Source organism: Nostoc sp. DSM 114159 (assembly GCF_053470285.1).
The window spans coordinates 6843720-6857583 of record NZ_JBPFEH010000001.1 but is presented as its reverse complement, the minus strand read 5'-3'; the positions used below and the strand labels follow the sequence as shown (position 1 = coordinate 6857583).

General features: G+C 42.9%; 9 protein-coding genes. 5 read left to right on the top strand and 4 right to left on the bottom strand.

The window, feature by feature from the left end; genetic code table 11:
* Window positions 1-109: 109 nt before the first annotated feature.
* Together ACR5KR_RS28960 and ACR5KR_RS28955 are read left to right on the top strand one after the other, a co-directional pair.
* Window positions 110-1216, top strand: a complete 1107-nt coding sequence (locus ACR5KR_RS28960; protein WP_448268913.1) for a calcium-binding protein — start codon at window positions 110-112, stop codon at window positions 1214-1216.
* Window positions 1217-1708: 492 nt separating this feature from the next.
* Window positions 1709-4267: a CHAT domain-containing protein gene (locus ACR5KR_RS28955; protein WP_448270371.1), complete on the top strand. Its 2559-nt coding sequence runs from the start codon at window positions 1709-1711 to the stop codon at window positions 4265-4267.
* Between the two features lie 34 nt (window positions 4268-4301).
* On the opposite strand, the gene ACR5KR_RS28950 is transcribed toward ACR5KR_RS28955, so the two are convergent.
* Window positions 4302-4481, bottom strand: a complete 180-nt coding sequence (locus tag ACR5KR_RS28950; RefSeq protein WP_448268239.1) for a hypothetical protein — start codon at window positions 4479-4481, stop codon at window positions 4302-4304.
* 378 nt (window positions 4482-4859) lie between these two features.
* On the opposite strand from ACR5KR_RS28950, the gene urtE reads away from it, so the two are divergent.
* The gene (urtE, locus tag ACR5KR_RS28945; protein ID WP_448268911.1) at window positions 4860-5558 is read left to right on the top strand and encodes an urea ABC transporter ATP-binding subunit UrtE; all 699 of its coding nucleotides are present in this window, start codon (window positions 4860-4862) and stop codon (window positions 5556-5558) included.
* Here urtE and ACR5KR_RS28940 read toward each other — a convergent pair.
* Window positions 5521-6261, bottom strand: a complete 741-nt coding sequence (locus ACR5KR_RS28940) for a hypothetical protein (RefSeq protein ID WP_448268910.1) — start codon at window positions 6259-6261, stop codon at window positions 5521-5523. The two genes, urtE and ACR5KR_RS28940, sit on opposite strands and share 38 nt — an antisense overlap.
* Before the next feature lie 8 nt (window positions 6262-6269).
* The gene (locus ACR5KR_RS28935; RefSeq protein ID WP_448270369.1) at window positions 6270-7583 is read right to left on the bottom strand and encodes a cytochrome P450; all 1314 of its coding nucleotides are present in this window, start codon (window positions 7581-7583) and stop codon (window positions 6270-6272) included.
* Window positions 7584-8031: 448 nt separating this feature from the next.
* Here ACR5KR_RS28935 and ACR5KR_RS28930 point away from each other — a divergent pair, with 448 nt between their 5' ends.
* The gene (locus ACR5KR_RS28930; RefSeq protein ID WP_322711889.1) at window positions 8032-8637 is read left to right on the top strand and encodes a DedA family protein; all 606 of its coding nucleotides are present in this window, start codon (window positions 8032-8034) and stop codon (window positions 8635-8637) included.
* 86 nt (window positions 8638-8723) lie between these two features.
* On the top strand, window positions 8724-9254 hold the full coding sequence (locus tag ACR5KR_RS28925; protein WP_448268909.1) for a hypothetical protein: 531 nt from the start codon (window positions 8724-8726) through the stop codon (window positions 9252-9254).
* 802 nt (window positions 9255-10056) lie between these two features.
* Here the strand turns inward: ACR5KR_RS28925 and ACR5KR_RS28920 are convergent.
* Window positions 10057-13791 (bottom strand): EAL domain-containing protein, encoded by a 3735-nt coding sequence (locus tag ACR5KR_RS28920; RefSeq protein ID WP_448268908.1) that lies wholly within the window; start codon window positions 13789-13791, stop codon window positions 10057-10059.
* Between the last annotated feature and the right edge of the window lie 73 nt (window positions 13792-13864).

The following is a 13864-nucleotide window of genomic DNA, read 5'->3' as shown; positions in this document are numbered from 1 at the left end:
ACCGGACTTCCAATTGCGTCTGATTGTGATGAAATATCACCCCAGATAGACCTTACTGAAACCAAAAAACTAAAACCTTTTACTTTTACTACTCAGAGGAATAATTAAAATGCCTACCTACAATGGAACTAACGGAAATGACAATATTATTGGTAGTATTTTTACTGATAGTATCTTTGGGTTTGGAGGAAACGATACCCTTAATCCTGGATCTGGACTTAATGATTATATAGATGGCGGCACGGGGATCGATTTACTCGTAGCGGACTACTCTAATGTCAGCAGTCCCTACAGCTTTTCTTTCAATAACATCGAAAAAATTTACTTCAAAGGTGGTAACGGAGTTGATAATTTTACCTTCAACAACACCACTGATACCCTATACGGTAATGGTGGTAATGATATCTTGGATGCTGGGGCTTTTGATGACTATCTTAATGGCGGCAGTGGGAGTGACTCTCTTTACGGAGGCGATGGCAACGATACCCTCAATCCTGGGTCTGGAGTGAATGATTATATAGATGGCGGTAACGGAGTCGATTTACTCGTAGCCGACTACTCGAACGTCACCGACGCCTACAGCTTTTCCTACACTAATATCGAAAAAATTTCCTTCAATGGCAGTAACAGCGTCGATAATTTTGTCTTCAACAACACCACTGATACCCTATACGGCAATGGTGGCAACGATACCTTGAATGCAGGAGCTTTAGATGACTATCTAAATGGTGGCAGTGGCAATGACTCTCTCTTGGGAGGCACCGGCAGAGATACTATCTATGGCGGTAGTGACAATGATTTTCTCTTCGGTCAGGGTGATAACGATATTCTTTTCGGCGAGAGTGGCAATGATTTGCTCAATGGCGGGGAAGGCAATGACTCTCTCTACGGAGGCGATGGCAATGATATTTTAAATGGCCGTAAAGATTACGATTACCTTGTAGGAGGAAGTGGAGCCGATACATTTGTCTTCGACTCTCTGTCTGATGGACTTGATTACATTGCAGACTTTAAGTACTTTGAAGGAGATAAAATTCAGATTTCTAAACTTGGATTTGGTGCTAGTTCTACCAGTCAGTTTAGTTATAACAACAGCACAGGTGCTTTGTCTTTTGATAAATCTCCATTTGATGCGATCGCATCGGTTCAATTTGCCTCTCTCCAACCCAACTTAGGGAGCGGATTTATTCCCAGTCTTGACATCGTTTTGGTTTAAAACAGGACTAATGTTACCAGGAGTAAGAGTTACATTAGACCTCTTGCAAAAAACACTTTTGCAAGAGTTGGGAAAAGGAAAAGGTTAAAGGGAAAAGGTTAAAGGGGAAAGGTTTTTTTATTCCTTTTGCCTTTCCCCCAAACCCAATTCCCTACAAATGCCAAGAAGTCTATAGGACAGGTTACTGGATTTATTGTTATTTTCAGCTTACTACCTGTCCTTTTTCCGATCCCGAACTCAGGTTAATTAGATTGTGGAGGCTCAAGGATGGATTGTTGATGGTAACGGTGATATTATGCTTGTAGCTGAATCTGGGCAAAGTTCTTTTATTCCCTCTGCCATATCTTGTGGTCAATAATTCATTGCCCAAGATTCAAGGGAGGAATTACGATGAAACTCAAGAGTTATAAAAATAATCAGTGGCAACAGATATATAACGGATGCAACAGATGGTTCATTCGTCCCTTTAAAAAACATAACTTACCTGTTTTCATGCTCTTGGTTGTGGTGACAGCTTTTTTGTGCGTTACTGCTTTTCCTGTTGCTGCAACTTTAGAGACACAACATATCGCAATTGGAGTGTCAATCCAAAATCCGACTGCACAAACACAAGACTTGCTGCAACAGGGGAAAGTGCTGTATGAGGCAGGACAATTTGCAGAAGCGGTTAAAGTTTTACAACAAGCAGTTAAAAGTTTTGGCAGCCAAGGCAATGAATTGCAGCAAGCTGTAGCATTAAGTAATTTGGCGTTGGCATATCAAAAACTGGGTAATTTACCACCAGCGCAACAGGCAATTACAGATAGCTTGAAGTTGCTCGAAAAATCCTCTAATTCCCAAAATCTTCAGGTTTTAGCTCCAATTTTAGATATTCAAGGTAGTATTCAACTAGACTTAGGACAAGCTGAACAGGCACTCAACACCTGGCAACGTGCGGAAGTTAGCTATAAGCAATTAGGCGATCGCAATGGCATTATCCGCGATCGCATCAATCAAGCACAAGCATGGCAAGTTATGGGATTTTACCGTCGGGCTTTGACGATCTTGACTCAATTGCAGCAGGAGTTACAATCAAAACCTAATTCAGTCAGTAAAGCAGTAGAATTACGGTCTTTTGGGAATGCTCTGCAATTAGCAGGAGATTTGAATCAATCTCGTCAGGTATTACAGCAAAGTTTGTCAATTGCCCAAAAATTGGATTCTCCTCAGGATGTCAGCGCGGCTTTATTCAGTTTAGGCAACACGGCACAAGTACAGCAAGATTTTAAGGGTGCAATACAGTTTTATCAGCAAGCTGCTGCGATCGCTCCTAACCCGATTAACAAAGTTCAGGCTCAAGTTAATCAGTTGAATTTACTAGTGAACGCGGGACAAACAGCCGCAGTACAGACACTATTGCCGCAAATTCAAACTCAACTGGCACAACTACCTGCTTCTGTGACAACTATTTATGCGCAGATTAATCTAGCTCAAAGCTTGATGAAATTCGGAACTACACCCGAAGCGATCGCTCAAATCTGCGCCAGGGCCCTGCAACAAGCTGAAAATTTAGCAGATAAACGAGCCGAGAGCTTTGCCCTTGGGACTTTGGGCAGTGTATACGAGCAAACTAAACAATGGTCAATAGCCCAGAACCTCACTCAACAGGCATTGAACATCGCCCAAACAATCAACGCCCCAGATATCGCTTATCGATGGCATTGGCAGTTAGGACGCTTGTTAAAACAGCAAAGAGAGATTGAGGGCGCTATTGCCAGCTATGATACTGCGATCGCTGAGTTGCAGACTCTCCGTAGTGACTTAGTAGTTGTAAATCGAGATGTCCAGTTTTCCTTTAAAGAAAGTGTAGAACCTGTATATCGAGAGTCCGTAGAATTATTGTTGCAGTTTCAGCAAACTCATCCGAGCGAACCAATCCTAGACAAAGCTAGACAAAGGATTGAATCACTGCAACTAGCGGAATTAGACGACTTTTTTCGGGAAGCTTGCATTAATGCCAAAACTGTTTTGCTTGACACAGTGGTAGATAAAGATAATCCTACAGCCGCAATTATTTATCCAATTATTCTGCCCGATCAACTCCAAGTGATTGTCAAAATTCCTAAACACCCACTGCGTAATTATACAGTAAATAAGTCACAAAATGAGGTAGAAGGTACTATCAAACAACTTAGAGAGTATCTATTAGAACCCGATCGGACTGAGGAAGTGCAGGCGCTATCACAAGAAGTCTATGGGTGGTTAATCAAAGAAATTGAGTCAGATTTAAAAGATCGTGGCGTCAAAACCCTTGTATTTGTACTGGATGGCATATTGCGAAATATACCAATGGCTATATTGTATGACGGTCAGCAATATCTGGTAGAAAAATACGCTGTAACCCTCAGCTTGGGACTCCAGTTACTCGCACTCAAACCCTTGACACAAACAAAACTCAATGTGCTAGCTGCCGGGTTAGTGCAACCACCACAAGGCTTTAAACAGCAATTTCCACCGCTACCAGAAATTAAATCAGAATTCGACTCTATTTCCCAAGCGATCGCGTCTACCACCCAGTTACTAAATCGAGACTTCAACAGCAAAAACCTAGAGAGTAAGGTAAATACTGTGCCATTTAATGTGTTACATCTGGCAACCCACGGTCAATTTAGCTCCAGTGTTGAGAATACTTTTATACTTGCAAATGATGGACCGATCAACGTCACGCAATTTGATAGCTTGTTGCGCCGTCGAGATCAAACTCGCTCCGAAGCCTTGGAAATGCTAGTGTTAAGTGCTTGCCAAACCGCTACTGGTGACAATCGCGCCACGCTAGGGCTAGCAGGAGCATCCGTGAAAGCTGGCGCTCGTAGTACCTTGGCTTCACTATGGCATATCAGCGATAAATCTACTGCTATTTTAATTGGGGAATTTTATCGTGAGTTAGTTAAAACTAAGGTGACAAAGGCTGAAGCCTTGCGTCGTGCCCAAGTAAAGTTGTTAAAAGATTATCCCAATTACAGTCGTCCTGGCTACTGGGCACCTTATGTTTTAGTTGGTAACTGGCTTTGACAAATTCTACTCATACCATTTTGGATTTTAGATTTTAGACTTCGGCTCCTTTCGACTTCGCGGTAGTTGAATCTCGACTTACTTCGACTACGCTCAGTACAAGTCGCTCGATTACCGCGCAGTCGAAACTCAAGGCAAGTCGCTCAGTCGAACGATTTTGGATTGTGAAACATCCATTGGATAAGTGTTTCAGTTTCCCATCTGTCGCAATCATTTTTCAAATTGGTATCATTTATTGAAGTTTCTAGAGGTTGCCCTTTTGTTCTGACTCCTGATATCATGTCTGCCTAAATAGTTATAGCAGGAGGCAGAAGACAGGAGGTAAAACTATTGCTAACTCTAGCATTCACCCCATCCTTATGTCCTAACCTATGTAACCACAGCTATATAATTCCCGCATCTGTGCAAAAATCAGGAAACCCTCTTTCCCCCTGCCCCCTGCTCCCTGCTCCCTGCTCCCTGCCCCCTGCCCCCTGCTCCCTGCTCCCTGCTCCCCTGCCCCCTGCCCCCTGCTCCCCTGCCCCCTGCTCCCTGCCCCGACTCCTGGGTGCTGAATTCTGACATCAAAACTAAACAGTTAAAAGTTCTTTATATGCTCAAAATTTCTAACCTTAACGTTTATTACGGCGAAAGCCATATTCTCCGCAACGTAGATTTGAGCGTACCATCTGGGCAAATGGTTTGCCTAATTGGACGCAATGGTGTCGGAAAAACTACCCTACTCAAAACTATCATGGGTTTACTCAAACCCCGCAGCGGTACTATTAATTTAGCTGAAGAATTAATCAACTCCAAATCTCCAGATCAAAGGGCAAAGTTGGGAATTGGTTATGTCCCCCAAGGACGAGAGATTATCCCTCGGTTGACAGTTAAAGAAAATCTACTGCTGGGATTGGAAGCTAGACGCAAACCAGTCAAAAAAGCAGAAATTTCCGAGGAAGTTTTTAGTTTATTTCCGGTGTTAAAAAGTATGCTTTCGCGGATGGGTGGTGATTTAAGTGGAGGACAGCAGCAACAATTAGCGATCGCCCGTGCTTTAATGGGAGAACCTCAATTACTCGTTTTAGATGAACCCACTGAAGGTATTCAACCCTCCATCATCATAGAAATTGAAGCCGCAGTCCGGCGCATCGTCGAAACCACAGGTATTTCGGTGTTATTAGTAGAGCAACATTTACACTTTGTCCGTCAGGCGGATTACTATTACGCTATGCAAAAAGGTGGTATTGTCGCCTCCGGTTCCACCACCGAACTCAGCCAAGATGTGATTCAGCGCTTTTTAGCTGTTTAATTTTTGATACTTCTATATCAATTGTGTCGGCAGCCATCAAGTCTGCCGCTTCTTGTAAAAGCTCATGTTGTTCCTTTTGAATTGCTGCCAAACGACTAGAAATTTCTGCTAATCGTTGTTGTTTATTTGGTTGAAAACTTTCAGGTAGTAAAGAAGGCGGATTATCAGTTGTTTTGGTACTTGTAATTCGTTGAACAGCAAAACTTCCAACTTTAGTTAAGGATAGAAAACTAACTTTAATCAAAGCCTGAAGCAATTTTAACGGAACTTGGAGTATTGACCAACTAGCTGTTTCAATTAAGCGGACAATTGCTCTGATGATGCTCCAAAGTAGAGCAAGTGCAAACAGCAAAATTACTACACTAATAATTGGGTGATTAGCTCCCCAACCTAGTATTTGAACTAACCGAAAAAATATCGGGTGTTGTGTCAACCAATCACTTACAGAAGATGCGATCGCATCTTTAACTGCTCCCGATGTGGTATTTTTAAATTGCTCTGCTGTTTGCCAAGTTTGCTCTAAACTTGTTGTAACTGTATCAATTGCTCTATCAGTTGTGGTAGTAGCTGTTGTCTTCAAAGACTCACCAGCTTGTTGTGCTGAGTTACTTAGAGAGTTAACGCTCCCGCCCACAAAATCTTTCACACTTTGCAAGCGTTGTAAAACTCCGTTAGGCAAATGTATGTTTATTTGGGATGTCATAAAACATTTTACCGAGGTTGAAATCTAACCCGCAATCCATCTTTCGGGCGATTAGTGGGAACTACAACTTCCTCTAAACTTTGATTGGGTAATATCTCCCAATGATAATTGCGCAAAAGATGAGCAGCAACAATCTTCATTTCCATTTTGGCAAAGGCTAGACCGATACAGATGCGCGGGCCACCGCCAAAACCAACTAAACTAAAAGGATACTTTTTATTTTCTTGGCGCTGGGGACTGAAACGGTCTGGCTCAAATCGGTCTGGTTCAGAATAAATTTCTTCAATTCGGTGAGTAACTCCAATTGAATAGTATAATTGCCAACCAGCAGGAACGTGATAACCTTTAAACTCAAAGTCTTTAATTACGCCACGAAACCCGCCTCCGACAGGTTGATGCAATCTTTCAACTTCCCACAAAACCTGCTCTAAATAAGGCATTTTCCCTAATTGTTCTAAATCCAAGTCACCTTGACTTGCAAGTTGCAATTGTTCAACTCTTGCTTTTTCGAGTACTTCTGGATGACGGGCTAACTCTACACACAACCAAGTCAGCATCGAAGTAGTAGTTTCATGTCCAGCGAAGAGTAACAGCACCGCTTGGGCAATGAGTTCTTTTTCGCTGAGGCTATTACCATCTTCATCTCTAGCTTGGATTAACAAGCTGATGGTATCTTTTGTTGGGTTTTGCTGGCGTTCTCTGACAACTTGAGTTAGATGTTCTAAAATCTGATTACGAGCGGCTATAGCTTTACCAAATGTAGTAAATGGTAAGGGCAACGGGTTAATAGCAAACAGCCCATTGGTCAAGGTTGTAAACAACTCGCTCAGGCGCACGCATTCAGGCCCAGGACGCGTACCCAACAACAATTGACTAGCAATATCAAATGTCAGCTGTTTAAATTCTGGAAACCAAGTAAACTCCTGTTTTTTCTCCCACTTTTGCAGATAACTACGTGTAATATCTTCCATTGTGGAGACATAATTCGCCAATGCTGGGCCATGCAATGCTGGCATCATCAAGCGACGGTTTCTGCGGTGTTCTTCTCCATCTTGCAGAAAAAGCGATTCACCCAGTAATGTCTTGAAATTATCAGGCCATCCCTCGCGCCAAGAAAAATTCTCCATTTGGCTTGACAAAACCAACTCTAATGCTTCCGGCCCGACCATCACTACAGTCGGTCTGCCAAGAAGATGAGTTTTGAAGATGGGCCCATACTGGCGATAGCGCTTTTTAGCAAAATCGCGGTCGAAAACAAAGGAGAGTGTTTCACCTAATACAGGTATACCAAAGCTTCCAGGAGGAATTTGATGACTTTTCATATCTCTAAGGGTAGCTATGAAAAAGTTAACACGATATTCCCACTCTGCGGCGTTAGCAAAGCTCGCCGTAGGCATCGCAGCACCCGAAAAAGTAAGGGACTGGGGATTGGGGACTGGGGATTGGGGAAAAAATTAAAACATGAGTCCCTTTACCCCTTACCCTTTACCCCGCTTGCGTTTACGAGAGCGAACTACTAGGGACTGGGGACTGGGTGAAAAGTCTTTTTGTATCTAAGTTTTATCATCTGTTGATGTCCTAATCACTCAGGCTTTTGCTATACTTTCAAATGTCTTTATCTCTTGCACCCATAACTCAAAACCTGTCATCTGTCATTACATTTCTTCAGATTACATAATAAATTTACAGAAATTTAATATTACTTTTTATTCAATAAAATTGCTGAACGTTAGGATGTTGTGGATCTATTGAAAGAAAAGTCAAAATTCTATGCATCTGGATTTGCCACAACTGATTAAATCACTTGGCTATTTTGGGGTCTGGGCGATTGTCTTTGCTGAATCAGGCTTGTTAATTGGTTTTTTTCTGCCTGGGGATAGCTTGTTGTTCACCGCTGGATTTGTCGCATCTCAGAATTTATTGAACATTTGGGTTCTGATTTTTGGTGCTTTTATTTGTGCGGTCTTAGGTGACAATGTTGGCTATTTTACTGGGCATAAATTTGGCAGAAGACTATTTCAGAAAGAAGATTCATGGCTGTTTCATAAAAAACATCTTGTGAAAACTCAGAACTTTTATGAACAGCACGGTAAAAAAACGATTGTTTTGGCACGATTTTTACCCATTGTACGCACTTTCGCGCCCATCGTGGCTGGGATTGGTGCAATGCATTATCGCACATTTATGTCTTACAACTTAATTGGTGGCTTTATTTGGACATTTGGCATTACCTTATTAGGGTTTTTCTTAGGAAAATCTCTGCCAGCTGAACAGGTAGATAAGTATTTGTTACCGATTATTGGATTAATTATAGTTATTTCTTTAGTACCATCGATTATTCATTTGGTACAAGAAAATAGAGCCAACAAAAGTTGAAATATCTTTGGGATTTTGTGTAGATATAATTACGAATTTGAGCAAAGCGACTTGACACACAAATATCAGAGTTTGATAATACTCTCATGGCTTCCTTAAACATCAACCTCTATCTGTTCCTAGAAAATCTGCTCTTTTTCTTTTTTGCCACACTTTTTATTGTGGTTGTGAACTGGGGATGGAAAAACGCAAAGCCTTATACTTTACCTTTACCATTTCCCGGTTGGTATAAAATCTGGTTTGGCTCGGTGCAACTGCTAGGGATAGTGCCGCCATTAGTGGTTATGTTATTGTGGGGTGTATGGTGGGGCGATCGCACAGTCTTAACTGTGCTTGCTTGGTATTTTATCGTCTTAGGGCTGCAAATCATCTCTGAAAGTGTGACGCTTAGGAAGTTGCAAAATGTCGTCTGGGTAATGGTTCCTTATATATATCTTCCTTACCGCTTTTGGCAGTTGTATGAGGGTTTGACACTTTTGGATTCGACAAGCGAGTTGCAGTGGGTACGATATTTATTGATTTTTGAATTAGTAATGTGGATTATTAATTACGCCATAGATGTATCTCAATTGCCGCGGCTGTTTCATTGGGAAGTACAATCAAATGACGTGAGCTAGGGATTAATCGCAGAATTAGCCATTTTTACTAAAGAAGTGCGATCGCCGCAGAAGAACTAAAAGAACCAGCTTCTTTTACAGGAAATTCGCAAGCTTTGCTAGATTAAGTCGGGAAAAGGGGAAGGTGGGGTTCTCTCTGGGGGAAAGGGTAAAGGTTAAAGGGGAAAGGGACTTTTGCAGAACCTTTTTCCCTTACCCTTTCCCCTTTTCCCCCTCTTACAAAAAGCACAAATGCCAAGAGGTCTAGTGTACACACAACTCTGAAATAGCTGAGAAATCACGGATTTACCCCACCCCAACCCTCCCCGTATGTATTGGGGAGGGAGCAAGATTTCTGTTTCCCCCCAATATATCGGGGGGACTAAGGGGGGTAAATCCAAGGTTTGTGTGTACACCGTAGCGCCTTTTAGGAGAGGGAGGCTGTCCGGGAGAGGTCTGTCGAACTCACGTTAATATTAGTGAGAAATATTGCAATGTTGGTGAGGAATATTGCAATGTTGATGAGGAATATTGCAATGTTGGTGAGAAATATTCCAATGTTGGTGAGGAATATTGCAATGTTTGGGAGAAATATTGCAATGTTGGTGAGAAATATTGCAATGTTTGGGAGAAATATTGCAATCTTGACAAGAACTACTTGTACATTAGACTTATTGCATAAATCGGGATAAAGGCGGGGGAAAGGGGAAAAGGTTTGTTATTTTCCCTTTCCCCTTTAACCTTTCCCCTTTAACCTTTCCCCTTTAACCTTTTCCCAAATCCAATTCCAAGTTAGAAATCTTTAACCGAGCAGTATTGGGAGCTAGCCCAATGGGCAAGGTATTGCAATGCCATATCCCTGTGCGTAATCAATTCCAAGTGCCGTAATTCGCTCTAAAATCGCGTCATTCTCGACAAACTCAGCAATCGTCTGAATACCCATCACGCTAGCAATCTGCGTGATTGCTGTCACGATCGCATTATCCACAGGATTCTCGATAATGTTACGAATAAAGCTGCCGTCAATTTTGAGGTAATCCACAGGCAGAGACTTGAGATAAGCAAACGACGACATCCCCACCCCAAAATCGTCCAAGGCGAAGCGACAGCCCATCCGTTGAAGTGACTGAATGAACTCTCTGGCTTTGATTAGGTTAGCGATCGCTACAGTCTCGGTAATCTCAAAGCAGATGCGCTGGGGTGAGATAGGGTATAAGGTAAACTGCTCATACAGGAAATTAATGAACTGATCGTCATTGATGCTAGAGCCAGAAAGGTTAATCGCATAGATGCTTTGCTCATCGCCAACGAACCTTGACCAATTCTTGAACATAGTCACAATCACCCAGCGATCGATCAGGTGCATCAAGTTGTAGCGTTCTGCTGCTGGAATAAACGCCATCGGCTGCACTAAATTTCCCTGCTCATCTTGGAGCCGTAGCAGCACTTCATAATGGTCGCTGTTTTCGGCTACCGGGGCGATACCTTCTCTACGAGAGGCTTCTCTTTCAGAGACGCTAACGCGAACGCCAACGGTGAGCTTCGCTAACGCGGCAATCCTTTGAACATAGAGACAAAACGAATCACTTTTCAAGGCTTGAGAAATGCGGTTGACCCACTGCATCTCCCCGCGCTGTTGCACTCGCTCCTGGTCGTCAGTCCGAGCAACATAGACGCGATTGCGCCCTCGGTTCTTCGCGGTGTAGCAAGCTGCGTCAGCCGTGCTGATAATCTCTGCAAGGCTCTCGCTATTTGTATCGATACTAACTAAGCCGATACTGACTCCAATTGAGAATGCCTGCTGTTGCCAAACAAACCGGAACTCTTGAACACACTCACGCAGATCGTTGGCAACTCGTAAAGCTTGCTCCAGCGTACACTGGTTGAGCAATACCCCGAATTCATCGCCTCCTAACCTTGCCAATATGTCAGTTTTCCGAATCTTCTCCTGTAATAGGGCAGAAATTTGACGCAGTAATTCATCTCCAGCCAAATGACCACAGGTATCATTGACAATTTTGAAGCGATCGAGATCCAAATAGCACAACGCATGAACCTGGTAGTCTGATTTGGCAAGGCACAATGCTTGTTCAACCCGTCGCTCAAATTCCTGGCGATTCACCAATCCGCTTAAGGCATCATGGCTGGCCTGCCAGGATAGCTGACGGGAAAGCTTGCGGTTCTGAGTCACGTCATGAAACACCATAACTGCGCCAATAACTTGTCCCTCACGATTGCGAATGGGCGCGGCTGAATCTTGAATCGCAATCTCTCGATCGTTTTGAGCAATTAAGACGGTATGGTTTGCTAAACTGACAATTCGATTTTCCTCTAACGCTTGCTCAATTGGGTTCGGAACTGACTCGCGTGTAATTTCATGCACAATTCTAAAGACTTCTACTAAGGGCAACCCTTGTGCCAATGCTTCGGTACATCCAATCAGAGATTCTGCAACCGGATTGAGGTATTGAATCCTGCTAAAAGCATCTGTGGTTATAACTGCATCTCCGATGGATTGCAACGTCACCTGAGCTAATTCTTTTTCTTGAAAAAGTGTTTCTTCGATTTGCTTGAGGGCTGTGATATCGCGTCCCACCGATTGAAATTCGATAAAACATCCTTCCTCGTCAAACAGCATTCGGTTATGCCACTGAGTCCAACGCACCTCATTTGCCACAATCACGCGATTCTCAATGATGACTACAGGATTATCAACACTAATTGAAGCGACTAATTGAGCAACTCGCTGCCGATCTTCCTCAAAGATAGCCGGTTGATAGCGGCTGCCGATAAATTCCTCTGGCGATCGCCCAAAATAAACTGCATAAGCTTGGTTGACAAAAGTGAGTGTACCATCTGGTAAATATCGGGCAATAAGTTCAGTCTGATCTTCGACAATGGCACGATAGCGAATCTCGCTTTGTTTCAGAGCAATTTCTGCCTGTTTGCGATCTGTAATGTCTAAAATAGCTCCATACAGTCTAATAGTCTTGCCTTGAGTATCATAAGCTACTTCTACTCTTAACTCCAGGTAGCGTAATAAGCCATCAGGTCGGACAATGCGATATTCAAGATTGAAAGGGGTTTTATTGGCGATCGCCTTTACTAGATGCCTCTGCAACACTGGTCGGTCTTCTGGGTAAACCGTCTGGAGAAATGTAGCCTGTGTCGGTACTGATTCAGTAGGATTTAGACCAAAGATGCGGAAGGTTTCGGCTGACCAAATTTGTTTTTGAGACTCTAAGTACCATTCCCAACTGCCTAGATGAGCGATCTTTTGAGCAGTAGCTAGCAGCGTTTCACTGCGTCGGAGTTCTTCCTCGGCTTTTTGGCGTTTATTGAGTGCGGCTTGGCGTTCTGTAACATCTTGGGCAGTTCCATAAAGGCGAATTACTTCTCTATCCGCATTAAGTTCTGTATGTCCAATCCCCTCAATATAAATTGTAGAGCCGTCAGTTTGAGACGCACGCAAAATGAGTTTGTAGGATTCGCCAGTTGAAATTGCCTGTTCAATTGCTTGGGCTAATTTTCCTGCATCTTCTGGGTAATATAATTGCAGATTTTCTTGGTAGTTCGGCTCAAGAAGTGCCGGATCTCGATTAAAGAGGGTAAAAAGCTGCTTTGACCAGGTAATTTTGCCAGTGGCAATATCAAACTCCCAATTACCGAGACGAGCAACTCGCTGAGATTCTTCTAATAAGGCTTCATTCTTGCGTAGTGTTTCTTCAGCACACTTAAGATTGGTGACATCCACCACCAGCCCATCCCAAAGCACTCTTCCATCTTGCAATTGGCGTGGTGTAGAACGAAAATGGAACCATTTAAGCAGACCGCTAGGCGTTTGGATTCGCACTTGGATATCAAACACCGAGAGATTCCGCCGGGATTCATCGACTGCTGCCTGGAAAAATGGTACATCCTCTGGGATAAACTGACGATATAGCAAACTTGAATCTTTGAGTGCATCTTCTGCACTGACTTCCATCAGTTTTTCAATCCCCGCGCTGATATAAGAAAAGCGATCGCTGCCATCCACTTCGCGGATTACCTTATAAATTGCTCCATTAGGCAAATTATCGCCAATTCGCCGTAACATAGCTTCCCGCTCTTGTAGCGCGAGTTCTGCCTGTTTGTGTTCGCTAATTTCCTGCTCTAGTTCTTGATTGGCTGCCTCCAGTTGTACAGAACTGGGGAAAGCAAGTGCTTTTGGTATTAAAGGTATAAGTTCAGAAGCTGTGTACAGTGAAACTACGGCTGTAATCGCTTTAATACAACCACTCAACCAATAAGTTGGATACCAGAGCGTCCAAATATTCATCAGGTGGGTAGTGCCACAAGTAACAATAAATATTGCAAATAGCAGAAATATCCAGTTGAAGGGCAAATCTTGGCGCTTGCGGACAAGATAAAATAGCGTAATGGGAATGGAATAATAAGCAAGTGCAATTAAACTATCGGATAAAATATGCAACCCTACTAATTCTGGTTTCCAAAGATAGCAATGACCGTGGGGAATAAACTGCTTATAAGCAAGAAGGCTTTTCCAAAATTCCAGCATCACGTTGTCTCAAACACAAGTTGTTTTATTGAAATAGCAGTTAATTATATTACCCAAATACCTTCAGCGTTGG

What these genes read in the sequence shown, in the direction of transcription:
- ACR5KR_RS28960 (WP_448268913.1), top strand. Translation starts at nt 110, where the DNA reads ATGCCTACCTACAATGGAACTAACGGAAATGACAATATTATTGGTAGT.
- ACR5KR_RS28955 (WP_448270371.1), top strand. Translation starts at nt 1,709, where the DNA reads ATGCTCTTGGTTGTGGTGACAGCTTTTTTGTGCGTTACTGCTTTTCCT.
- ACR5KR_RS28950 (WP_448268239.1), bottom strand. Translation starts at nt 4,481, where the DNA reads ATGATTGCGACAGATGGGAAACTGAAACACTTATCCAATGGATGTTTC.
- urtE (WP_448268911.1), top strand. Translation starts at nt 4,860, where the DNA reads ATGCTCAAAATTTCTAACCTTAACGTTTATTACGGCGAAAGCCATATT.
- ACR5KR_RS28940 (WP_448268910.1), bottom strand. Translation starts at nt 6,261, where the DNA reads ATGACATCCCAAATAAACATACATTTGCCTAACGGAGTTTTACAACGC.
- ACR5KR_RS28935 (WP_448270369.1), bottom strand. Translation starts at nt 7,583, where the DNA reads ATGAAAAGTCATCAAATTCCTCCTGGAAGCTTTGGTATACCTGTATTA.
- ACR5KR_RS28930 (WP_322711889.1), top strand. Translation starts at nt 8,032, where the DNA reads ATGCATCTGGATTTGCCACAACTGATTAAATCACTTGGCTATTTTGGG.
- ACR5KR_RS28925 (WP_448268909.1), top strand. Translation starts at nt 8,724, where the DNA reads ATGGCTTCCTTAAACATCAACCTCTATCTGTTCCTAGAAAATCTGCTC.
- ACR5KR_RS28920 (WP_448268908.1), bottom strand. Translation starts at nt 13,791, where the DNA reads ATGCTGGAATTTTGGAAAAGCCTTCTTGCTTATAAGCAGTTTATTCCC.